21 protein-coding genes and 3 tRNA genes are annotated in these 20,524 nt (G+C 69.0%); 9 read left to right on the forward strand and 15 right to left on the reverse strand.

Annotated features, from left to right (window positions below; all coding sequences use genetic code 11):
- Positions 1–5 precede the first annotated feature (5 nt).
- Positions 6–1,364, reverse strand: coding sequence for a MinD/ParA family ATP-binding protein (locus tag AC4D2R_RS01065; protein ID WP_490936636.1), 1,359 nt, complete (start codon positions 1,362–1,364; stop codon positions 6–8).
- A gap of 137 nt (positions 1,365–1,501) precedes the next feature.
- On the opposite strand from AC4D2R_RS01065, the gene AC4D2R_RS01070 reads away from it, so the two are divergent.
- A complete protein-coding gene (locus AC4D2R_RS01070; protein ID WP_490937346.1) occupies positions 1,502–1,843 on the forward strand; it encodes a hypothetical protein in 342 nt (113 codons plus the stop codon).
- 60 nt (positions 1,844–1,903) lie between these two features.
- Here the strand turns inward: AC4D2R_RS01070 and AC4D2R_RS01075 are convergent, their stop codons facing one another.
- On the reverse strand, positions 1,904–2,485 hold the full coding sequence (locus tag AC4D2R_RS01075; protein ID WP_490901185.1) for a helix-turn-helix domain-containing protein: 582 nt from the start codon (positions 2,483–2,485) through the stop codon (positions 1,904–1,906).
- 106 nt (positions 2,486–2,591) lie between these two features.
- On the opposite strand from AC4D2R_RS01075, the gene AC4D2R_RS01080 reads away from it, so the two are divergent.
- Positions 2,592–3,638 (forward strand): NAD(P)/FAD-dependent oxidoreductase, encoded by a 1,047-nt coding sequence (locus AC4D2R_RS01080; protein ID WP_490936638.1) that lies wholly within the window; start codon positions 2,592–2,594, stop codon positions 3,636–3,638.
- The gene (locus AC4D2R_RS01085; RefSeq protein WP_490936640.1) at positions 3,628–4,266 is read left to right on the forward strand and encodes a class I SAM-dependent methyltransferase; all 639 of its coding nucleotides are present in this window, start codon (positions 3,628–3,630) and stop codon (positions 4,264–4,266) included. The genes AC4D2R_RS01080 and AC4D2R_RS01085 overlap by 11 nt, the downstream gene beginning before the upstream one ends.
- Positions 4,267–4,351: 85 nt before the next feature.
- On the opposite strand, the gene AC4D2R_RS01090 is transcribed toward AC4D2R_RS01085, so the two are convergent.
- The 4 genes from AC4D2R_RS01090 to AC4D2R_RS01105 all read right to left on the reverse strand — a co-directional run bounded on the left by AC4D2R_RS01090 (position 4,352) and on the right by AC4D2R_RS01105 (position 7,563).
- Positions 4,352–4,425, reverse strand: a tRNA-Met gene (locus AC4D2R_RS01090).
- A gap of 56 nt (positions 4,426–4,481) precedes the next feature.
- Positions 4,482–4,553: transfer RNA gene (locus tag AC4D2R_RS01095), tRNA-Thr, on the reverse strand.
- A 128-nt stretch (positions 4,554–4,681) separates the two neighbouring features.
- Positions 4,682–6,586, reverse strand: a complete 1,905-nt coding sequence (locus AC4D2R_RS01100) for a DEAD/DEAH box helicase (protein WP_490901179.1) — start codon at positions 6,584–6,586, stop codon at positions 4,682–4,684.
- A 332-nt stretch (positions 6,587–6,918) separates the two neighbouring features.
- Entirely contained in the window at positions 6,919–7,563 is a 645-nt protein-coding gene (locus tag AC4D2R_RS01105; protein ID WP_490937348.1) for an MOSC domain-containing protein, read from the reverse strand.
- 230 nt (positions 7,564–7,793) lie between these two features.
- Here AC4D2R_RS01105 and AC4D2R_RS01110 point away from each other — a divergent pair, with 230 nt between their 5' ends.
- The gene (locus tag AC4D2R_RS01110; protein ID WP_490936642.1) at positions 7,794–9,005 is read left to right on the forward strand and encodes an amidohydrolase; all 1,212 of its coding nucleotides are present in this window, start codon (positions 7,794–7,796) and stop codon (positions 9,003–9,005) included.
- Positions 8,998–9,426, forward strand: coding sequence for a hypothetical protein (locus AC4D2R_RS01115; RefSeq protein WP_490936644.1), 429 nt, complete (start codon positions 8,998–9,000; stop codon positions 9,424–9,426). The genes AC4D2R_RS01110 and AC4D2R_RS01115 overlap by 8 nt, the downstream gene beginning before the upstream one ends.
- Before the next feature lie 49 nt (positions 9,427–9,475).
- Here AC4D2R_RS01115 and AC4D2R_RS01120 read toward each other — a convergent pair whose 3' ends face one another.
- Both AC4D2R_RS01120 and AC4D2R_RS01125 read right to left on the reverse strand, forming a co-directional pair.
- Entirely contained in the window at positions 9,476–10,642 is a 1,167-nt protein-coding gene (locus tag AC4D2R_RS01120) for a cystathionine gamma-synthase (protein ID WP_490936646.1), read from the reverse strand.
- Positions 10,643–10,664: 22 nt separating this feature from the next.
- Positions 10,665–12,041, reverse strand: a complete 1,377-nt coding sequence (locus AC4D2R_RS01125; protein ID WP_490936648.1) for a cystathionine beta-synthase — start codon at positions 12,039–12,041, stop codon at positions 10,665–10,667.
- A 118-nt stretch (positions 12,042–12,159) separates the two neighbouring features.
- Between AC4D2R_RS01125 and AC4D2R_RS01130 the strand changes: the two genes are divergently transcribed.
- Positions 12,160–13,161, forward strand: coding sequence for a DNA-3-methyladenine glycosylase family protein (locus tag AC4D2R_RS01130; protein WP_490936650.1), 1,002 nt, complete (start codon positions 12,160–12,162; stop codon positions 13,159–13,161).
- Positions 13,162–13,238: 77 nt separating this feature from the next.
- On the opposite strand, the gene trxA is transcribed toward AC4D2R_RS01130, so the two are convergent.
- Positions 13,239–13,622, reverse strand: coding sequence for a thioredoxin (trxA, locus tag AC4D2R_RS01135; protein ID WP_490936652.1), 384 nt, complete (start codon positions 13,620–13,622; stop codon positions 13,239–13,241).
- Between the two features lie 143 nt (positions 13,623–13,765).
- Positions 13,766–14,719 carry an SDR family NAD(P)-dependent oxidoreductase gene (locus AC4D2R_RS01140; RefSeq protein ID WP_490936654.1) on the reverse strand — a complete coding sequence of 318 codons (954 nt, stop codon included), beginning with the start codon at positions 14,717–14,719 and terminating at the stop codon, positions 13,766–13,768.
- A 171-nt stretch (positions 14,720–14,890) separates the two neighbouring features.
- On the opposite strand from AC4D2R_RS01140, the gene AC4D2R_RS01145 reads away from it, so the two are divergent.
- The 3 genes from AC4D2R_RS01145 to AC4D2R_RS01155 all read left to right on the forward strand — a co-directional run bounded on the left by AC4D2R_RS01145 (position 14,891) and on the right by AC4D2R_RS01155 (position 16,849).
- Positions 14,891–15,496, forward strand: coding sequence for a TetR/AcrR family transcriptional regulator (locus AC4D2R_RS01145; protein ID WP_490936656.1), 606 nt, complete (start codon positions 14,891–14,893; stop codon positions 15,494–15,496).
- Between the two features lie 133 nt (positions 15,497–15,629).
- Positions 15,630–16,397: a hypothetical protein gene (locus AC4D2R_RS01150; RefSeq protein ID WP_490936658.1), complete on the forward strand. Its 768-nt coding sequence runs from the start codon at positions 15,630–15,632 to the stop codon at positions 16,395–16,397.
- The gene (locus AC4D2R_RS01155; protein ID WP_490936660.1) at positions 16,394–16,849 is read left to right on the forward strand and encodes a DUF6314 family protein; all 456 of its coding nucleotides are present in this window, start codon (positions 16,394–16,396) and stop codon (positions 16,847–16,849) included. The genes AC4D2R_RS01150 and AC4D2R_RS01155 overlap by 4 nt, the downstream gene beginning before the upstream one ends.
- A 51-nt stretch (positions 16,850–16,900) precedes the next feature.
- Here the strand turns inward: AC4D2R_RS01155 and AC4D2R_RS01160 are convergent, their stop codons facing one another.
- The 5 genes from AC4D2R_RS01160 to AC4D2R_RS01180 all read right to left on the reverse strand — a co-directional run bounded on the left by AC4D2R_RS01160 (position 16,901) and on the right by AC4D2R_RS01180 (position 20,360).
- Complete coding sequence (locus AC4D2R_RS01160) at positions 16,901–17,197, reverse strand: hypothetical protein (RefSeq protein WP_490936662.1); 297 nt, start codon at positions 17,195–17,197, stop codon at positions 16,901–16,903.
- An 83-nt stretch (positions 17,198–17,280) separates the two neighbouring features.
- On the reverse strand, positions 17,281–18,693 hold the full coding sequence (locus AC4D2R_RS01165) for a D-alanyl-D-alanine carboxypeptidase family protein (protein WP_490936664.1): 1,413 nt from the start codon (positions 18,691–18,693) through the stop codon (positions 17,281–17,283).
- A 155-nt stretch (positions 18,694–18,848) separates the two neighbouring features.
- On the reverse strand, positions 18,849–19,379 hold the full coding sequence (locus AC4D2R_RS01170) for an HNH endonuclease family protein (protein ID WP_490936666.1): 531 nt from the start codon (positions 19,377–19,379) through the stop codon (positions 18,849–18,851).
- Between the two features lie 420 nt (positions 19,380–19,799).
- Positions 19,800–19,881, reverse strand: a tRNA-Tyr gene (locus AC4D2R_RS01175).
- Between the two features lie 149 nt (positions 19,882–20,030).
- Positions 20,031–20,360, reverse strand: coding sequence for a hypothetical protein (locus tag AC4D2R_RS01180; RefSeq protein WP_490936668.1), 330 nt, complete (start codon positions 20,358–20,360; stop codon positions 20,031–20,033).
- Between the last annotated feature and the right edge of the window lie 164 nt (positions 20,361–20,524).

Here is a 20,524-nt window from a genome sequence, read left to right on the forward strand (position 1 = left end):
CGCGTTCAGAGGCCCTCCGCCACCGCTGCTGCGGCCGCCAGCCATGCACGCTGCGTGGCGGGCCGAAGCGATCCGTAGCGGATCCGCCCCTTCAGCAGGGCCGGGTCGAACGGGATCGTAACCGCGCTGCGCGCCAGGTCGTTGAAGCCGCGCGCGATCGCGGCGGCCTGGGCCGCTGTGCCGTTCTTGTCCGACTGGCTGACGACAACGACGGCGCTGCGGGAGAGCTCTTCGTACTTCCCGCCGCGGGCACGCAGCGCCTCAAGCAGCAGCGCTCCGGCCTCGGCGTGCTCCTCGAGCGTCGTTGTGGCGATGACCAGCTGGTCGGTGTGGTGGATCATCCGCAGCCACCGCTCCGCGGTTTCGTCGTTGCCCGAGTCGACGACGTTGAGGCGGAAGTACTTGGACGCCACCTCGTGGAGGGCGTCGAAGTCCTCCGACGTGACCTTCTGCTCGGAGGCGAGCACGTCGGGCTTCGAGCGCAGGACGTCGTACTTGTCCTCGGTCTGGTGGTGCACGTAGCGCGCAAGCAGGGCGGACTGCGCCGACGGGGCGAGCAGGGCGGCGGTGCGGGGCAGCAGGTCAAGCACCGTGGCCTCGTGGGGGCCCTGCTCGGTGCGCCAGCCCAAAGTGCCGCGGGTCTCGTTGTTGTCCCAGGCCAGGACCGGTCCGCCGCCGTTGCGGGCGAACACCGCGGCGAGCATCACCGTGGTTGGGGTCTTGTTCGCCCCGCCCTTGCCGTTCACCACAGCGATGGTGCGCGGGCCCGGCCAGTGCTGGCTGACGGCGCGGGTGTGGGAGCGGACAAGCAGTTCGGCCGACGACGGCGGGATCCGAATGCCGAGGCGGGTCAGGAACCCCCGGAAACCCGTTGCGGCGGGAACCTGCGCGGTGTCAGGGGCGAGGAAGGACCGGCGTCCGGAGCGCGTCTGGGAGCTGCGCGTGGATGAGGAGCGCGTCTGCGGCCCGCGCGCCTGAAGCTCCTGCGGAGACTGGGCGGAACCCGCCGGGGCGGGAGCGGCCGGACGCCGCCGGGGGGCCGCGGGAAGCACCGCCGTGCCTTCCGGTCCGCGTTCGGCAGGGGGCCGCGCCGCCTGCCGCTCCGGGCCCGGGGCCGGGGAGGATGGCACCTGGGCGCTCCATGCAGGCGGCGCCTGCACCAGCACAGGCACCGGAAGGGAAACGGGCTCGGGGAGGGCAAGGGGCACCGGTTCGAGGAGCTCCTCGAACCGGGGCTGCACCTCGCGCGGCGCGGCCGGTGCACCGGGCGCGGCCGGTTCAAGAGGCGCCTGGCGCCGCCTGCTTGCCCGGGTCGGGAAGTCCTCCGTGATGCCGGGGCTCCGTCCGGAGTCTCGATCAGTCATTACGTTTCCATCCCCCCGCGCACCTCCAGCGAGGCGGCTGTTCGTCGTACAAAGACCTCGTCCATCCTATAAGGACACTGATCACCCGATCCCGCGGCGCGTAACAGCGGGCAGCCGCAGGGCCTTTCCTCCCGCTGATCGCCGGCGTCGTCCTGTCGGCGCTTGGCGTGGAGGATGCCCTCGCCCACGTCGATGAACCGTCGGGCTGCGGCTGGTTGGGGGCGAGTGCCCTGCCGGGCGGGACAGCGCTGTATCTCCTCGCACACGCGGCGTTCTGGCGGCCGGTCGGCGGGTACTGGAAACCGTGGAGGCTCGGCACCGCCGCCGTCCTGCTGGCGCTGATCCCGGCCGCCTCCGGATTCGCGCCGCTTGCGGCCCTCGGCCTGGTTTTCGGGCTGTGCGCACTGCTCGTGGTCGTTGAGACGACGGTCTATGCGGAAAAGCGCGCGGAGATCCGCAAAAGCCACTCCGGGGCATAGCGGTCCCGCGCGCCTTCGGCTGGACCGCATCCTGCGGCGCCTCCCACCGTGCGTGGTGTCCTAGGCCTTGGGACGGGCCCGGACGTGCATCCTTTCGCCCTGGTGCCCGAAGAGGCTGAGGAACTCGACGGCGTTTTCGTCAGCGCTCGCGAACCAGTGCGGGGTGTGGGTGTCGAACTCCGCAGCCTCGCCCGGCCCGAGGATGAAGTCCTTGTCCCCGAGCACGAGGCGCAGGCGTCCGTTGAGGATGTAAAGCCACTCATACCCCTCATGCACCCTCAGGTCGGGTTCACCCTTCCGGGCATCGGCGGCAAGCACCATCTTGTACGCCTGCAGGCCCCCGGGCCGTCGGGTGAGCGGAAGGGCGGTCATTCCGCTGTGACGAATGGGCTGGAGGTGGATGCGGGGATCACCGGTGGGAGGCGCCCCGACGAGATCATCAAGCGGCACCCGGAACAGGCGCGCGAGAGGCAGGAGCAGTTCAAGGTTCGGGCGCCGCTGGCCGCCCTCAAGCCGGGACAGGGTACTCACCGACACACCGGTGGCCTCAGACACCTCGCCGAGCGTCAGACCACGCTGCTGCCGCAGGGTGCGCAGCCGCGGGCCCATCGTCTCGAAGACCGAACTCAGATCGTTTTCCATTCCCCCAGCTTGCCATAACGGCAAGAATGTTTGCCACATTTTCGTCATTGGGTGAAAGTTGAAGAAAGGCTCCAATACGGGCACCCGAAGCAGAAGGAGAAGTGCAGTGCAGAACACCCCCAGGTACGACGTCGTGATCATCGGAGGCGGCGCCGCCGGCCTCAGCGCAGCAGTTGCCCTCGGCCGCTCGCTGCGGACCACGGCCGTCATCGACTCCGGTTCACCGCGAAACGCCCCCGCCGCGGGCGTACACAACTTCCTGTCCCGCGACGGCATACCGCCCCTTGAGCTCGTGGCGGCAGGGCGCGCCGAAGCGGCATCCTACGGCTCGGTCCTTATCGATTCGGAGGCCGTGCGCGTCGAGAAGGATCCGGAAGGCTTCACTGCCACACTCCGGGACGGGCGGCGGATCCCCGGCCGCCGCCTCCTCGTGACGACGGGTCTCGTCGATGAGCTTCCCGACGTCGAGGGGCTCTCCACGCACTGGGGATCCGGCGTCATCCACTGCCCGTACTGCCACGGCTACGAGGTCCGGGGCAAGGCAATCGGCGTCCTCGCCACCGGCCCCATGGCAATGCACCAGGTCCAGATGTTCCGCCAGCTCACCAGCGATGTCACGCTGTTCCAGCACACCGGACCGGAACCCACCGAGGAGGAGTGGGAGATCCTTGCGGCGCTGTCGGTACGCGTGGTCTCGGGCAAGGTTGCTGCGGTGGAGGGCGCCGCCGGTGCGCTGTCCGGGGTGCGGCTCGACTCCGGCTCCAGCTTCCCGCTTGACGCACTGGTCGTGGCGCCGCGCTTCGTGGCACGGTCGGTGCTGCTTGAATCCCTCGGCGTGAAGACAGCCGAGCACCCGATGGGCATTGGACGCTCGGTCGAGGTGGACCCGCAGGGGCGCACCTCGGTTCCCGGGGTGTGGGCCGCGGGGAACGTAGCGGATCCAACGGCCCAGGTGGTCGTTTCGGCCGCCGCCGGCCTGGCAGCCGGTGCGGCGATCAACTGGGACCTCATTGCCGGAGAGGCGCGCTCTGCGGTGGAGCACCGCCGGGCATCCGCAGGGCAGGTGCTTGGTGCGGCACCCGAAGGGCCCGACAATGGGACCATCGATGGGACCATCAGTGGGACACCGGAGCTGGAGAGCCATGCGCATTGAGATGAACCAGGAGTTCTGGGACCGGCGGTACTCCGAGCACCGCCGGATCTGGAGCGGGAAACCGAACGCCCACCTCGTCACCACGGCCTCTGCGCTGCCGCCCGGCCGGGCGCTCGACGTCGGCTGCGGTGAAGGCGCGGATGCCCTCTGGCTGGCCCGCCGCGGGTGGCAGGTCAGGGGCGTCGATATTTCGGAGGTGGCCCTTGAGCGGGCACGCGAACAGACGCGGCTCGAGGACGCCGGGGTTGCCGCGCGCCTTGAATGGGTGCATGCCGACCTCACAGTGGACCTGCCGGAACCGCTCGGCTTCGACCTCGTCTCCGCGCAGTTCATGCACCTCCCCCGGCCGGCGCGCACCGCCCTGTTCGCCGGCCTCGCCGCCGCGGTGGCGCAGGGCGGCACGCTGCTCATCGTGGGCCACCACCCCTCCGACCTGGAGACGACGGTGCCCCGGCCTCCGCTGCCGGAACTGTTCTACACCCCCGACGAGCTGGCGCTGCTGCTCAACGAGGAGTGGGACATCATCGCCTGCGAGGGGCGGCAGCGGATGGTGACCGGACCGGCGGCGGATGCGGAGGGTCATGCCGTGCCGGTTCACGACACGGTGCTGCACGCGGTCCGGCGCTAAGCCGGCCAGGCAGCAACGGCTCCGGGCATGGTTTGGCCGGCACAAAAAAATCCCCGAGGTCTCAAGGACCTCGGGGATTTTTTTGTAGCGGTGGCGGGACTCGATCCCGCGACCTCACGATTATGAGTCGTGCGCTCTAACCAGCTGAGCTACACCGCCAAAATGAGGCTGCCCGCAGCGCGATCATTTTGATCGATTGCGGGCCTCTCATTGAGAGCCCCGACCGGGAATCGATCCCGGGACCTCCATCTTACCAAGATGGCGCTCTACCACTGAGCTATCGGGGCAACGACAAGAAACATTACCAGTTTCGGGCCGCTGTGCGAAATCATCAACCGTCCCGGAGGACGGACCCCTGATTCCGCTCCCGATCCCCGCCGTGGCGGGGATCGGGAGGGGTTAGCCTAGGTGATTCTTACCACTGTTCGGACTGGGCGCTGGAGCGTCCGGTCCCTGCACCGGCACCCTTGCCATGCCGCGGCTTGCGGGAGGCATCACCGGAGAAGCGGGTGTCGCCGTCGCGCTTCTTGAAGTCCTTCGAGTCCTTGGAGAACTCCTTCTTGAAGGGCTTCTTGAATTCGCCGGCGGGACGCTCGCGGCTGGGCTTGCGGCCCTTGTCGAGCTCGAGGTGGATCAGCTCGCCGCCGATGCGGGTCTTCGACAGGGCGCGCCACTGGTCCTTGGAGAGCTCCGCGGGGAGCTCCACCAGGGTGTGGTCGGCGCGGATGTCGATGCCGCCGATCTGCGAGGAGGAGAGCCCGCCCTCGTTGGCGATGGCACCGACGATCGAACCGGGCATGACGCGCTGGCGGCGTCCGACGGCGATCCGGTACGTCGCGTTGCCCTCGGTGAGGGTGCGTGTTGGCCCGCGGGAGCCGAAGGCGTCCTTGCGGCCCTCCGAGCGCTCACGCTGGCCCGCGGGGGCAACGGGGATGTCCTTGACCAGGATCGGGTTGCCGTTCTGGGCCATGACGGCCAGCGCCGCTGCGATTTCGGCTGCGGGAACGTTGTGCTCCTGCTCGTAGCTCGCGATGAGGTCGCGGAATGCCGCAACGTCCTCGCCGGCAAGGGTCTTGGTGATCTTGTCGGCGAACTTGTTGAGGCGCAGTTCGTTGATCGTCTCCGAGGAGGGAAGCTGCATCTGCTCAACGGGCTGGCGGGTTGCCTTCTCGATGGAGCGCAGCAGGTACTTCTCACGCGGGGTCATGAACAGGATCGCGTCGCCCGAGCGGCCCGCACGGCCGGTGCGGCCGATGCGGTGCACGTAGGACTCGGTGTCGTGCGGGATGTCGTAGTTGACGACGAGCGAGATGCGCTCGACGTCGAGGCCGCGGGCGGCGACGTCGGTTGCAACGAGGATGTCGATCTTGCCCTCGCGCAGTGCCTCGACGGTGCGCTCGCGCTGCTGCTGGGGAATGTCTCCGTTGATGGCGGCGGCCGAGAAGCCCCGTGAACGCAACTTGTCCGCCAGGTCTTCGGTCGCCATCTTCGTACGGACGAAGGCAATGATGCCGTCGTAGTCCTCAACCTCGAGGATGCGGGTCATGGCGTCGAGCTTGTGCGGGCCCATGACCTGCAGGTACCGCTGACGCGTGTTGGTGCCGGTGGTCGTCTTGCCCTTGACCGCGATCTCGGCGGGATCGTTGAGGTACTTCTTGGCGATCCGGCGGATGGCCGGGGGCATGGTGGCGGAGAACAGGGCAACCTGCTTCTCGGCGGGGGTCGAGGCGAGGATCTGCTCGACATCCTCGGCGAAGCCCATGCGGAGCATCTCGTCGGCCTCATCGAGCACGACGTACTCGAGGTTCGACAGGTCGAGGGAACCCTTCGAGATGTGGTCGATGACGCGGCCCGGGGTGCCTACGACAACCTGGGCACCGCGGCGCAGGCCGGCGAGCTGGGGTCCGTAGGGCGATCCGCCGTAGACGGGCAGCACGGTGAAGCCGTCCATGTGGCGTGCGTAGGAGGTGAACGCCTCGGCGACCTGGAGCGCGAGCTCGCGGGTCGGGGCGAGGACCAGAACCTGGGTGTTCTTGCTGACGCCGTTGATGTCGGCGAGTTCGGCCATCTTCGACAGCGCGGGAACCGCGAATGCTGCGGTCTTGCCGGTGCCGGTCTGGGCGAGGCCGACGACGTCGCGGCCCTCGAGGAGCGCCGGGATGGTGGCGGCCTGGATGGGTGAGGGCTTCTCGTAGCCGACGTCGGTCAGCGCAGCGAGGACGCGGGAATCGAGGTTGAGATCCGTGAACAGGAGTTCGGCGTCGTCCACAGCGGGGGCGTCAACGGTTTCAGGGGTTTCAAAGGACAGGTTTTCAGGCATGGGGGAAGAACCTTCAGGTAGATGCCGGACGGCTCGAGAGGTTGGATCCTCAGCGTGCCGCGCTTACAACGAAATCCGGCACTGTTTCAATCCCGCGGCAGGACTTCTCGTCACAACGGATATTCCTGCTGAGCAGGAATGTGTGACGTTTTCTAGCCGGCGCTCCCTGATGAATCTGCTCGCTGGTACTTGCGGCGAGCCCCAACACAACCTATCCGGCCCGAAAGGGCGGAAATTACGGGAATACCGGTGTGGGGGATGTTCCTAGTCTACTGCATGCGGCGGGCAGAGCCTTAACCGTAGGGTTCCCGAGCGTGGTGATGTTGGGCACGTCACCCGGTGCGGACCGCCCGCAGGGCCGCCTTGCTCACCTGCGGGGCCAGGACGACGTCGCCGGATTTCCCAGCCTGCAGCAGCCGGGCCGCGGCCGATGCGTCAAGCCCGCCCGCCACCTGCGCGATGGTGACCCCGTGGTCCGGCCGGTGCGTGAGAGTCACCGCGTCACCGGCCTGCACGGCCCCGCGCCGCACGACACTGAGGTAGGCGCCTGCCCGGTTGGCCTCGGTGAACCGCCGCACCCAGGCCGGTTCCTCCATGCGGCGCGCGAAATTGCCGCACGGCTGGCGCGGCATTGTGACCTCGAGGACGACGTCGTCGATGCTCCAGCGCTCGCCGATGACGGCGTCGTTGACGTCGATGCCGTCCACGCGCAGGTTCTCGCCGAACAGTCCCGGTTCGACGGTGCGCCCCAGTTCCGCGGACCAGAAGTCGGCATCGGCCTGCGCGTAGGCGTAGATCGCTTTGGTGGGGCCGCCGTGGTGCTTGCGGCTGGCCTGGATGTCCCCGGTCAGCCCGAGGGGGTGCACCTTGACCGGACCGGAGACCGGGCGCTTGTCGATTGCGGTGACGCCGACGGCGTCCCGGGTGGGCAGGAGCCCGCGCACCAGGCACACGGCCAGGACCGTTCCGGTAGTCATTCCGGGCGTCGTTCCGGTTGTCATTCCGCAATCCTACGCGCGCGGCGCCGAGGGGAACCAGGCCGGACCGGGTCCGCGGTGTCCCGGCCCCGTCCCAGGCCTCAAACCGGTAAAGCCAATCCGGTTTCCGTCACGACGTACCGCGGAATCATCCGCCGGCTGCCGTGCCGGAACCGGAGGGGCGGGTAAGTTGGGAGCCACCCTCCCGAGCGCGAAAGGTGTCGCAACCGATGTCTTCTTTCCCTGATGCTCCGACGCCGGCGGCGCCGGCCGTTGCCATCGTCAACGCCCATGTTGTCCCCGTCGAGGGGGACCCCTTCGACGGGACTGTGGTTCTCGAGGGCGGGAAGATCACGGCCCTGGGCCCGGAGGTCAACGCCCCGGACGGCGCCGAGGTGCTCGATGCCGCCGGCGCCTGGCTGCTGCCCGGCTTCGTTGACGCCCATGTCCACCTTGGCACCCATGAGGAAGGGGAAGGGTCGGCAGGGGATGACACAAACGAGATGACCGACCCGGTGATGGCGGGCGTGCGGGCGCTCGACGCCGTCAATCCCTTCGATCCGGGCTTCAACGATGCGCTCGCCGGCGGCATCACCACGGTGAACGTGAACCCGGGGTCGGGTAATCCGATCGGCGGGCTCACCGTGGCAATCCACACCCACGGCCGGTACATCGAGGAGATGCTGCTGCGCTCCCCCAGCGGCCTGAAGTCGGCCCTGGGCGAGAACCCCAAGCGCGTGTACGGCGGAAAGGACCAGACGCCCTCCACCCGGCTTGGCACGGCGCTGGTGATCCGCAAGGCGTTCATCGACGCACAGAACTATATGGGCAAGGCGGACGAGAACGCCCGCGATCCGAAGCTTGAGGCGCTTGCCATGGTGCTGCGCCGCGAGATCCCCTGGCGCCAGCACGCGCACCGGGCCGACGACATCGCCACGGCGCTCCGCATCGCCGACGAATTCGGCTATGACCTGGTGCTCGATCACGGGACGGAGGCCCACCTGCTTGCCGACGTGCTCGCCCGGCGGGGAACCCCGGTGCTGATCGGGCCCCTCTTCACAACGAAGTCGAAGGTTGAGCTGCGCGGGCGCTCGATGGCGAACCCGGGGAAGCTCGCCGCGGCGGGTGTTGAGATTTCGATCATCACCGACCATCCCGTGATCCCGATCAACTTCCTCGTCCACCAGGCCACCCTGGCTGTGAAGGAAGGCCTTGACCGGGAGACCGCCCTGCGCGCGATCACGGTGAATCCCGCCAGGGTACTGGGGCTTGCCGACCGCCTGGGTTCCCTCGCCGCGGGCAAGGACGCCGACATCGTGCTGTGGAGCGGGGATCCGCTCGATGTGATGCAGCGGGCCATGAAGGTGTGGATCGGCGGCCGCGAGGTCTACCACTACGACACCGAGGCCCGCGCCGGCGTCGTCGCCCCGCGCGGTGCCTGAGGTCCGGAAGCCGCGCCCCGCCCTCCCGGCTCAACCGGGCCCCCTGCGGGCGGCGTCCCTGCTCTGGCTCGTCATCTCGGCGCTGCTTGTCGTTGCAGCAGGGTCGTTCCTCGTGTCGGCCAACCTGCAGGAACAGGACCGGGCCGGGCTGACCGGGCTCGCTGCCATCCTTGCGGGCCTTGCCGCCGTGCAGCTGGTCCTCGTGCTGCGGCTGCGGCGCGGCAGGCGCAGCGCCCGGGAGCTGCTCACCACCGTCGCCGTCATCGCGGGCGTGCCTGTGCTGGTGCGCGGGACACCGGGCTTGTCGTTGATTGCCGCCGCCATGCTCGCCGCCGCGGCCCTGATGTGGCTCCCCCAGAGCGGCCGCTGGCTCCAGCAGACCGACCCGAAGGCCCGGAAGCGGCGGCTGCCCCGCTCCTGACCGCCGGGAACGGCGAGGGGCAGGGCGGCCGCCCGCCCGGGATCGGCGGCTAGCCGCGCAGGGAAGCCAGCGCCCGCTCAAGGTCGCTGATGAGGTCCTCGACATCCTCGATGCCCACCGAAAGGCGGATGAGGTTTTCCGGGACCGCAAGCTCGGTGCCCTTCACCGACGCGTGGGTCATTGCCGAGGGGTAGTTCATGAGGGACTCGATGCCGCCAAGCGACTCGGCGAGGGTGAACAGGCGCGTCGATTCGGCGACAGTGCGGGCCGCCGCCTCGCCGCCGGTGAAGGTCACCGAGATCATCCCGCCGAAGCTCTTCATCTGGGCCGCCGCGAGCTCGTGCCCGGGATGCTCAGGCAGTCCGGGATAGTAGACGCGTTCAACGGCGTCCTGCTCGGAGAGCCACTGGGCGATGGCCGCCGCGTTCGAACTGTGCCGGTCCATGCGCACGCCAAGGGTCTTCAGGCCGCGGGTGGTCAGCCAGGCCTCCATGGGCGCCGACACGGCGCCGACCGCGAATTGGATGAAGCCGACCTTCTCGGCGAGGTCGTCGTCGTTCACCACGACCGCACCGCCGCTGGCATCGGAGTGCCCGCCGATGTACTTGGTTGTCGAATGCACGACGACGTCGGCCCCGAAGTCCAGCGGCTGCTGCAGGTAGGGCGAGGCGAAGGTGTTGTCGACAACGAGTAGGGCCCCGGCGTCGTGGGCGATCCCGGCGACGGCGGCGATGTCGGTGATCTTCATCATCGGGTTCGACGGCGTCTCAACCCACACCATGCGGGTGTTCCCGCCGGCGACGGCCGCACGCACGGCGTCGAGGTCGGCCATGTCCACGGCGCTGTTGGTGATGCCCCACTGCGACAGCACGCGGTCGATCAGGCGGTAGGTTCCGCCGTAGGCGTCGTTGCCGAGCACGATGTGGTCGCCGGGGCGCAGGGCGGCCCGGATCAGTGCGTCTTCGGCGGCGAGCCCGGAGGAGAAGCTGAAGGCGTGTGCCCCGCCCTCGAGGGCGGCCAGCTGGGTCTGCAGGGAATCTCGGGTGGGGTTGGTACCGCGCCCGTACTCGTACCCGTTGCGCAGTTTGCCGATCCCGTCCTGGGCGAACGTTGTCGTCTGGTAGAGCGGGGGGATCACTGCTCCGGTGGTCGGATCGGGAACCTGGCCGGCGTGGACGGCGCGGGTGTTGAAGCCCTGGTTTTCGGAATGCGTCACGATGCTCCTGGGTCGAAGGGGATTAGATGCTCATGTAGGTCAGCAGGTCATGGCGGGTCAAAATTCCCACCGGCGCGCCGGCGGAGGCCACCATGATCACGTTGCTGTGCTCGAGGTGCTCGCGCGCCGTGCCCACCGACTCGAGGGAGCCGATGAGCGGCAGCTTCGCGCCCATGTGCTCGGCGACCTTGTCGCTGAGCTTCGCCTCGCCGTGGAAGATCTTGTCGGTCAGGGAACGCTCGTCAACCGAGCCGAGGACCTCGCCCAGCACAACGGGCGGCTCGTGGGAGAGGACGGGAATGCTGGAGAGCCCGTACTGGGTCATGAGGGCGATGACGTCGCGGATGGTGTGGTCGGGGCGGGTGTGGACGAGGTCCGGCAGGGTGCCTGCCTTCGAGTGGAGCACCTCGGCGACCGTCGCGTCGTCGCCGCCGTCAAGGAAGCCATGGGACCGCATCCAGCTGTCGCTGAAGATCTTCCCGAGGTAGCCGCGGCCGCCGTCGGGAAGGAGCACGACGACGACGGCGTCGGCGGGGAGGTCCTTGGCTGCGCGCAGTGCGGCGACGACGGCCATGCCGCAGGAACCGCCGACCAGCAGCCCTTCCTCGCGTGCCAGGCGGCGCGTCATCGCGAAGCTTTCGGCGTCCGTGACGGCGATGATCTCATCGGGCACTGAAGGGTCGTAGGAGGAGGGCCAGATGTCCTCCCCCACGCCCTCGACGAAGTAGGGACGGCCGGTGCCGCCGGAGTAGACGGAGCCCTCGGGGTCGGCGCCGATGACCCGCACCGGTCCGCCGTCCCGCTCCGCCGAGACCTCCTTGAGGTAGCGTCCGGTGCCGGTGATCGTGCCGCCGGTGCCGACGCCCGTGACGAAGTGCGTGATGCGCCCGTCGGTGTCGTTCCATATCTCCGGGCCGGTCGTCTCGTAGTGGCTGAGCGGGCCGTTGGGGTTGGAGAACTGGTCGGGCTTGTACGCGCCGGGGATTTCGCGGGTGAGGCGGTCGGACACCCCGTAGTAGGACTCGGGGCTGTCGGGTGCGACGGCGGTGGGCGTGACGACGACCTCCGCCCCGTAGGCGGCGAGCACGTTGCGCTTGTCCTCACCCACCTTGTCGGGCACGACGAAGACGCACTTGTAGCCGCGCTGCTGCGCCACGAGGGCCAGTCCCACGCCGGTGTTCCCCGAGGTCGGCTCAATGATCGTCCCGCCGGGCCGGAGCTTGCCCTCCGCCTCGGCGGCGTCGATCATCTTCGAGGCGATGCGGTCCTTCACGGAGCCGCCCGGGTTCAGGTACTCGACCTTCGCCAAGACCGTTGCGGCGATGCCTTCGGTCACGTTGTTGAGCCGGACCAGGGGCGTGTTGCCGATCAGGTCGACTACTGAGTTCGCGTACTTCATACGTACAAAGCTACCGGTTTCCGCTGTGCCGCTGGCGCGGTCCGTAACACTGGCACGATCCCGGGGTGCCGGTGGGGCCGCGCCGGGGACGGGGGTACCCGCGTGGCACCATTAAGTCATGACCAGCTTTCCCGCCCTCGCCGGGCCCGCCGGCGCCGCGGAGGGTTATGCAGGTGCGGCACGGACCGCCGACTGGGAGCCGAAGGGCCCGTACAACCTGGCCCGCACGCTTGCTCCGCTTCAGTGCGGCCCCTTCGATCCGGCGTTCATCGTCGCCGGGCGTGCGCAGTGGCTTGCCTTCCGTAATGCCGAAGGCGCCGTGACGCTCCGCGTCGAACAGCGCGGCACCCTCAACTCCGCGACGGTGACGGCTTCGGCCTGGGGCCCGGGCGCGGAGCAGGCGCTCCGCGACCTGCCGCGGATGCTCGGCGCGGACGACGACTGGAGCCGGTTCGACGCGCCCGGGTTCCACGAAACGCTCCCGCAGCTCGTGCGGAAGGGCCGCTACCTCAATCCCGGCCTGCGGCTGCCGACCACCGGGCGCATTTTCGACGCCGTGGCGCGCGGCATCCTGGAGCAGAGGGTCACGGGCATGGAGGCCAAGCGGGCCTGGCGGTACCTGCTCACCCGTTACGGCGATCCGGCGCCGGCGGCCGGAAACCCGGCCCCGTCGGAGCTGCGCCTTCCCCCGACCCCGGCGCAGTGGCGGCGCATACCCTCCTGGGAATGGCACCGGGCCGGGGTCGATCCAAGACGTTCAGCGGCGCTGCTCAAGGCCGCCCATGCCGCATCCGGGCTGGAACGGCTCGCGGCCCTGCCCAGCGGTCCGGCAGTGCGGGCCGGTCTCGTGTCGATCTCGGGCATCGGTGACTGGACGAGCGCCGAGGTGCAGCAGCGCACCCACGGCTGTCCCGACTCGATTTCCGTCGGTGATTTCCACCTTGCCGCCTTTGTCGGTGCGGCGCTCACCGGCAAGCGCACCGACGACGCCGGAATGCTCCGGCTGCTCGCCCCCTGGGCCGGCGAGCGCCAGCGCGTGGTGCGGATGCTCTACGCCAGCGGTTTCCGCAAGCCGGCCTTCGGCCCCCGCCTGACCCCGGAGGATCACCGCCGGCGGTGAAATGAAGAAACCCCCGTATCTCGATACGGGGGTTTCTTCGTCGTGTTCCCGGTTGTGGGACCGGTCCGGTATGGGGGTCAGGCGTCGCCGTCTGCGGCCTGGGCCTGCTGCTGTGCAACCTGCTCGTGGACTGCCTTCATGTCCAGGCCCTTGACGGCCTCGACCAGTTCGGAGAACTGGTTGGAGTTCAGGGCTCCCGGCTGGGAGAAGACGAGCACCTTCTCACGGAACGCCATGAGCGTGGGGATCGAGGTGATCCCTGCCGCAGCGGCGAGGGACTGCTCCGCCTCGGTGTCGACCTTCGCGAAGGTGACGTCCTCGTGCTGCTGCGAAACCGCGTCGTAGACCGGCGCGAACTGCTTGCACGGCCCGCACCAGTCAGCCCAGAAGTCAACGAACACAATGTCGTTGCCCTCGATGGTCTCGGGGAAGCTTGCCTCGGTGATATCAATCGTTGCCATGCATAAAGGCTAGCGAGTCCCATAGCCGATGTCGCCCGTGTTCGCTTTCAATGAAGCCCGGGGCGTTCGCTGTCAACGAAGCGCACCGGCGCGTCGTCCCGGGGAATCCGGCGATCGCGGGCCGGAACAGGGTGGACCGCGGGCTAGGAGTTGGCCCTGCGGGTGGTGATCATCTCACTCCCGAGGTCCCAGAGCCGGGCTGCCGCCTCGGGATCGAGCGCGTGGGCGTGGACTCCGGTCTGGGACGTGGCGTCGGTCGTCTGCTCGGCTTCGTTGTTGTCTTCGAAGTAGAGCCCGCCGACGCCCTCGAGGAGCGGCGAGGCGGCCAGCAGCACTGAGGTGGAGGCCCCCTGCTCGAGGGTCTTCCACGGGTAGGCGTCGAAGACGGCCTGGATCTCGGGGTTGTCCGCCTGGTGGCGCTGCAGGCCCGTGCGGATGCCGCCGGGCATCAGCGCATTGGCGGTGATGCCGTCCTTCGCCCAGCGCCGGGTGGCCTCCACGGCGAACAGCACGTTGGCTGTCTTTGACTGGCCGTAGGCAAGCCATTCGTCGTAGGCGCGGTCGGCGAAGTGGATGTCATCGAAGACCACCGGGGAAACCAGCTGGGCGCTTGAGCTGACCGAGACGATGCGGGCGTTGCCGGCTGCGGCCAGCGCGCCGTGCAGGCCCAGCGCCAGGGCGAAGTGGCCCAGGTAGTTGGTGGCGAACTGGAGCTCCCAGCCCTCGGGGGTCAGGTGGCGTTCGGGCAGGGCCATGATCCCTGCGTTGTTCACCAGGATGTGCAGCGGTCCTTCCCAGGCCGAGGCGAAGGCGTCGATGGAGGCCTGGTCGGTGAGCTCCAGGGCCGCCACGTGGACCCGGGGGTTGCCGGTCGTGGCGGTGATGCCGGCGGCCACCTCCCGACCGGCCGTTCCGTTGCGGACGGCCAGGGTGACCTCGGCACCGGCCGCGGCCAGCGCGCGGGCGGTTTCGACGCCGATGCCCGAGGCGGCCCCGGTGACCACGGCGCGCCTTCCGGTCAGGTCGACGCCGGCGAGAACGTCGTCGGTGGTTGACTCGCGGGTGAAGGCAGTGGTGAAGCGTGATGTTGCGGACAAGGTGGTCTTCCTTACTGACGGGAGGTGAGGCGCGGACTATCGTGGACCGGAGGTCCTTCCAGCAGCCGGAACATAAGTGGAGCCTCCTCCTCTTACGTCCAAAAGGGATAACCGGAGGCTCCTCCGGATTATTCCCCCTCCCTTCCCCCTCCCGAAAGCGCGCGGTTCCCCATGAAGAGCGGCCCCCAGACGTCCCCCGCCGAGACCCGGCCGCTGCGCGCGGACGCCCAGCGGAACCGGGACCAGCTTCTCGCCTCCGCCGCCCGCCTGTTCGCGGAAAAGGGGCTCGATGCCACCCTCGACGCGATCGCAGGCGACGCCGGCGTGGGCATCGGAACCCTTTACCGTCACTTCCCCACAAGGGAGGCGCTCATCGAGGCCGCGTACCGCAACGAGCTGGCTGCAGTCACCGCGGCCGTGCCCGGGCTCCTTGAGGGCCTTCCGCCGCAGCAGGCCCTCCGTGCCTGGATGGACCGTTTCATGGACTACATGACCACCAAGATCGGCATGGCCGATGCACTGCGCGAGGTGATTGCCTCGGGGGGAACCCCCTATGCCCAGAGCCGGGACCTGCTCAACGCCGCCATCCAGGAGCTGCTCGATGCGGCGGTTGCCGGCGGCGTCGTCCGCAGCGATGTGCCGGCCGACGATATCCTCATCGGCCTCGCCGGCATCGCGCTGGCGGCCGGGAACCCCTCCCAGCGTGCCCAGGCGGGCCGGCTGATGGACCTGCTCGCGGATGCCCTCCGCGCCGGGCAGGGTCCCGCTCCCGCGTGACCGAGCGGCACCGCGGCGGGCTTCCGCCGCGCTGTTCGCGGCCGCTGCAAGCCCGCGGCGGGCGTATCGGTATTTGCGGCCCGCCCGGGTCAGGCATAGCGTGGCTGGTACTTCAATGAATGCGCAGGCACCCATGAGCAAACCACCGACCCCCGCCGTCGCCGATCGGGGGCAGGCACGCGAGACGCTCGACGCCGCCGCTGTCTCCGCCCACCGCCTGCACCTCACCTCGACAGCGCGTGAGGGCCTGCTGCTCCTTGTCACAACGGGCGCGGTCGGCCTCTACTTCTCGGCTTCGTTTCTGGGCATCCGCGCGGCGCAGCTGCCGTGGACCTCGCTGCTGATCCTGTTCGTCGCCGCTTCCATCCTCGGCGTGGTCCTGCCCTACCTCGTCCGGCAGCACCGCACCATCCGCCCACTGCACTTTCCGGCGATCGAGACCGGCGCCGTTGTCGCCGTCGTCCTGCTTGCCCTCTTTCAGCTGCGGCGCCTTAGCGGTGAGCGCCCCGCCACGGGCGAAGCCCTGGCCCTGGGGTTCGCCTCGGTGATTCCCCTGGCAGCCTGCGGCCTGTGGCTGGTGTTCCGCCGGGCCTTCCTGCGGGCCCGGGAGTCCGGGGCGGTGGCGGCGGCCGGGCGGCGCGGCAACGCCCAGTTCTCTTTCCTCACCTCCCTGACCGGGGTCCACAGCGCCTCTCCGGCGAGCCTCGCGGCGGCCCTCGGCCTCACGGGACAGCAGGTTGCGGAGGCCGGATCGCGCCTTGAGCGGAAGGGGTGGCTGCTCGTGCAGGAGCGGCTGATCTCCCCGCGCGACACCGCCGAGATCCGCCTCAGCACCAAGGGACGGGCGGCCTGCCGGGACTGGAAGGCCGGTCTTGAAGCTGCGGCCGGCGCCGGGCCGTGACCCACTCCGTACCCGACCTCCGCGCCTTCCTACGGGGGCGCTGGCGCACCGAGCGCGTCCTGCGTAACCGGGCGGACGGCACCACGGGCACCTTCAGCGGGCACACAACGTTCACCGACGACGGCGCAGGCCGCCTTCGCTGGCACGAGGAGGGAACCACCCGCTGGCCCGGCTTCACCGGGCCGGCCCACCGGGACTACCTCGTTGCCGTGCCCGCGGCGTCCGGGCCGGCCGAGGTCCTGTTCGAGGACGGCCGGCCCTTCCACCAGCTCGACCTCACCAAGGGCTCCTGGGTGGCCGAGCATCCGTGCTCCCCCGACGCCTACACCGGGCGGTTCCTCGTTTCCTCGCCGAACCGGCTTGAATACGAGTGGGAGGTCATCGGACCGGCCAAGGACCAGCTGCTGACCACGGTGCTGCACCGGGTTGAGGACGACGAAGCGCTCCCCTGACGGGCGCCGTGCGTCTCCACGGCCGGCCCGGACACCGGCACCCGGGCAGGCTCAGGCGGCGTAGCGCCCCTGCTGGGGCAGCACCCGCTTTGAGCACTGGCCGGCGGGAAGCCAGGCCTCGCGGGCGCGGGAGTGTTCAACCCACTGCACCAACACGGCGCTGCCCGTCCAGGCCATCGCAAACCCCTTTACGGTCCGCACGAGCCCGTCGGCGTAGCGGAGTTCAGCCCACAACGGAGGGGCCTTCACCGACTCCGTGACCGGACCGGCGGGCGCCCCAAGCTGCAGCGGCGGCCCGAACCTGTCAGCCGCCGGCGGAATCCCGTGCCACCCCGATGTCTCAGCCATTGCTTCAGGCTAGGAGCACCCGGTGACACCTGCGCCGCGCCAGCGCTTTTCCGTTGCGCGGAGCCCTGCCGTGCGCGGCCGGGTCATCGGAAGACGGTGAAGGTCTGCCAGCCGGTTCCCACCTGGCGGCTTCCGGTGAACTTGTTGGCACCGAGGCTGTAGTAGATCAGGCGCCCGTCCGTGGCCTTGGCGATGAGCCCGCGCGTTCCTGATCCGGCGAAGCCGAAGGAGTCGTGGGACTGGGCGATCGCGTTCCACCCCTTGCCCACCTGGCGTCGGGTTTCCGGGACGATCCGGCCTGCGCCGTCGGAGCGGTAGAGCATCAGCGCTCCCGACGGCCTCGTGGCGAGCATGTCCTGGCGCCGATCGTTATCGAAGTCGACCATCGTCAGTTTCAGGCCCTTCCAGCCGGCACCGATCCGCTGCGGCGCGCCGAGCGAGCCGCCCGAGGGGTTCGGGTAGTAGTAGAGGACGCCGTCCGGGTCGGTTCCGACAACACCGGGGTAGCGGTGCCCGTTGTGCCACTTGCCCACCGTGATGTTCATCGACTGCCAGCCGGCGGTGCCCACCGTGATCGGGCTGAGGAAGCCTCCAGCGGCCTTGCCCCGGTAGACGGTGAGTTTTCCGCTCTTCCACTGGCCCACGATGTCGTTGACGCCGTCGGCGTTCCAGTCGGCGACGAACCCCGACTTCAGCCCCGACCATCCCGCGCCGACCTTGGCCCGTGGCGCAAAACCGCCGCTGTGGTTCGCCCGGTAGTTCCAGAGGACACCGCCGGAGTCGGCGGCAAGGACGTCGGCGGCGCTGCCGATTGTGGGCCGGGGAGCCGGCGTGGAGAAGTACTGCTCCATTGTGCGGATGCCGCGGTTCTTCATGTCCGTTGCCAGTTTCACGCCCACGAAGCGCAGGTGCCACGGCTCGTAGGTGTACCCGGTGATGTGCTCGTACCCCTTGGGGTACCGGACGATGAAGCCGTAGCGGTGGGCGTTGGCCGCCACCCAGCGTCCACCAGGGGTGCTGCCGAAGCAGGCGCCGAGCTCGCACTGGCCGCTGGCGTTTCCGACGTCGACCGCGAGGCCCGTCTGGTGCTCGCTGTACCCGGGCCGGGCGGAAATCCGGTCGGCCTCGGCCTGGCCGTAGGTGCGGACGTAGTAGTTGTAGAGGTCGCGCTGCTGGTCATATGAGCGGTAGGCGCTCACCACGCCGATCGAGTGCCCGGCCGAACGCGCTCCGCCGAACAGCCGGGTGACCGACGCCCCGACGCTCTTGCGCATCAGGTGTCCGGTGCCCGCCCAGTTCACCAGGTCCGGCGGCACGTAGCGCAGCGGTTTGAGCGGATGGGTCTTGTTGACCAGCACCCAGTAATGGTTGGGGTCGCTGACCACCGTTGCCGCCCGGGCCGGGGGCGCAGCGACAAGACACATCAGCACCACGATGGCCACGGCAATCCCGCGCCGGGCTGCTCCGTGGATCCCGTTCGGATGAAGATTTCGCATGGCCGGACCCTCCCGTTTCAGGCGACGCTGGCGCCAGAATACTCTTTTGCGCCTCCCGCCGGGAGAGGGCTTCCTACCTGATTGGCGCAGGCCGGATGGTGCGTATCCCGGGCAGGCCTGCCGGGCCGGATTGCCGGCCCGGCGCCTGGATGGACTCAGGCCGGCGTGATCGTCAGGCTGGACGGCGGGCACTGATCTGCCATCCGGACGAGTGCAGCCTTCTCTGTTGGGTCGGCGGTCAGACTCCATCGGGTCTTCACCGCCACCCACTGCGCGATGTACGAGCAGGTATTGGCCGGAGGAAGCCACTGCTCCGGCCCTGACGCCTGCTTGGAGGCGTTCAGGCTGCTCGTCTGGGCATTCAGGGAATCGGGGTAGGCGAGGTCGTTGTAGAACGCCACCCGGCGTGCCTGCGTCCAGGTCCTTGCACCCGAGCCCCATGCCTCGTGGGCCGGCACAAGGTGGTCGATCTGCACGGTGGTTGCCGAGGTGTGTGTCCGGTCATCGAAGGTCGTGACCCACAGGCCGTTCGCCACAACACAGCCCCTCGCCGTCGTGAAGGTTGGCGCCGTCTGGCTCTCCTGCACAAGGACTTCGGCCCGGGTGTCCTGGCAGTCCCGGTCGGCGTCCGCCCACCGCCCGAAGTGAAGGTCCCTGTCGTAACCCTCGTTGCTCTCGTCGGCCACTGGAAGTGCCGCGGCGGCGGATTGGAGGTCTGTAACAGACGTTGCCCGCCGTCGGCCGGAGCGGCTCCCACCAAGAGGAGGGCTGCAGCGAGCATGGCGGTAAGCCCGGACCTGATCTTCATAATGTTTTCCCCAGCGCAGAACGGACCCCCAGCGGGCCCATGAAAATCTTCCCATTCCGCCCGCCCCGGAAGCGGAACAGTGGGAGAAAACTAAGCGAAAACTGCGCTCGCGCTGACACGAGGGCTCAGGGCGCCTGCCGCACCCGGGCAAGCCTCGTTCGCCAGGACGCGCCGCGGAGGTCGGGCGCGGCCGGAGCACAAATCCTTCGCTGCGGGAGACCGGTGGGCCCCGGCCGGGACAAAGCGAAAGGCCCGCCCTCCCCTGCTATTGCAGTGAAGTGCGGGCCTTTCCTTGCTGTGGCAGATGAGGGATTCGAACCCCCGTAGGCTGTGCCAGCTGATTTACAGTCAGCCCCCTTTGGCCGCTCGGGTAATCTGCCGAACGTCTCCAGATGAAGACAACCCGCAGCAAGCGCGGGCAAGACAACTTTACAGAAGATGTGCCCGAGAATCGAATCGGCGTCCACAGTGCAGAAATGACCGGGAAAATCCGGGGAACGGCGTCGGTTCTGCGTCCTCGATCGCCGGGCTAGAGGCCGGCCACAACCCGCCGCTCGATCTGGGCGTAGAACCGCTCCGCCTGCTCGGCGCTCACCAGGTGGAGGGCGACGGCGTCGTCAAGTTCGGCCCGGACACCGCGCAGGCGCCGCTCCGAGGGTGTGCTCGATGAGACGCTGATCGCTGCCGAAGCTGCGGAGGCGCCTGCCGGCCGAGGACCCGTGGTTGAAGCACCCGCGTCGGTTGCGGCCGCCGCTCCGGCCGGGCAAGCGACTGAAGCAGCGGAGGCCGCCGCGAGGAAGGACCCGGCGACGAACCTCCCGATCCGTACCCGGTACTGCATTCTCGGCGTTCGCGGCACTGCCGTCCTCCCGTATTCGTGGCGTTGTCGGTTCCACCCTGCCGCTGCCAGATGTGACAATACCGGGCGATTCCTGGCCGCGGCCTGTGAAGGAACGGCCTCCCGCACGGTTCGGGGCGCACCCGCGCGCCAACCAGTACGCTAGACGCAGGAAGATAACCCCG

Source organism: Arthrobacter sp. TJ-217 (assembly GCF_058269255.1).

Excerpts from the sequence above, each read along its gene's own strand:
- AC4D2R_RS01065 (WP_490936636.1), bottom strand. The coding sequence starts at position 1,364 with ATGACTGATCGAGACTCCGGACGGAGCCCCGGCATCACGGAGGACTTC.
- AC4D2R_RS01075 (WP_490901185.1), bottom strand. The coding sequence starts at position 2,485 with ATGGAAAACGATCTGAGTTCGGTCTTCGAGACGATGGGCCCGCGGCTG.
- AC4D2R_RS01085 (WP_490936640.1), top strand. The coding sequence starts at position 3,628 with ATGCGCATTGAGATGAACCAGGAGTTCTGGGACCGGCGGTACTCCGAG.
- AC4D2R_RS01100 (WP_490901179.1), bottom strand. The coding sequence starts at position 6,586 with ATGCCTGAAAACCTGTCCTTTGAAACCCCTGAAACCGTTGACGCCCCC.
- AC4D2R_RS01105 (WP_490937348.1), bottom strand. The coding sequence starts at position 7,563 with ATGACTACCGGAACGGTCCTGGCCGTGTGCCTGGTGCGCGGGCTCCTG.
- AC4D2R_RS01110 (WP_490936642.1), top strand. The coding sequence starts at position 7,794 with ATGTCTTCTTTCCCTGATGCTCCGACGCCGGCGGCGCCGGCCGTTGCC.
- AC4D2R_RS01125 (WP_490936648.1), bottom strand. The coding sequence starts at position 12,041 with ATGAAGTACGCGAACTCAGTAGTCGACCTGATCGGCAACACGCCCCTG.
- AC4D2R_RS01130 (WP_490936650.1), top strand. The coding sequence starts at position 12,160 with ATGACCAGCTTTCCCGCCCTCGCCGGGCCCGCCGGCGCCGCGGAGGGT.
- trxA (WP_490936652.1), bottom strand. The coding sequence starts at position 13,622 with ATGGCAACGATTGATATCACCGAGGCAAGCTTCCCCGAGACCATCGAG.
- AC4D2R_RS01145 (WP_490936656.1), top strand. The coding sequence starts at position 14,891 with ATGAAGAGCGGCCCCCAGACGTCCCCCGCCGAGACCCGGCCGCTGCGC.
- AC4D2R_RS01150 (WP_490936658.1), top strand. The coding sequence starts at position 15,630 with ATGAGCAAACCACCGACCCCCGCCGTCGCCGATCGGGGGCAGGCACGC.
- AC4D2R_RS01160 (WP_490936662.1), bottom strand. The coding sequence starts at position 17,197 with ATGGCTGAGACATCGGGGTGGCACGGGATTCCGCCGGCGGCTGACAGG.
- AC4D2R_RS01165 (WP_490936664.1), bottom strand. The coding sequence starts at position 18,693 with ATGCGAAATCTTCATCCGAACGGGATCCACGGAGCAGCCCGGCGCGGG.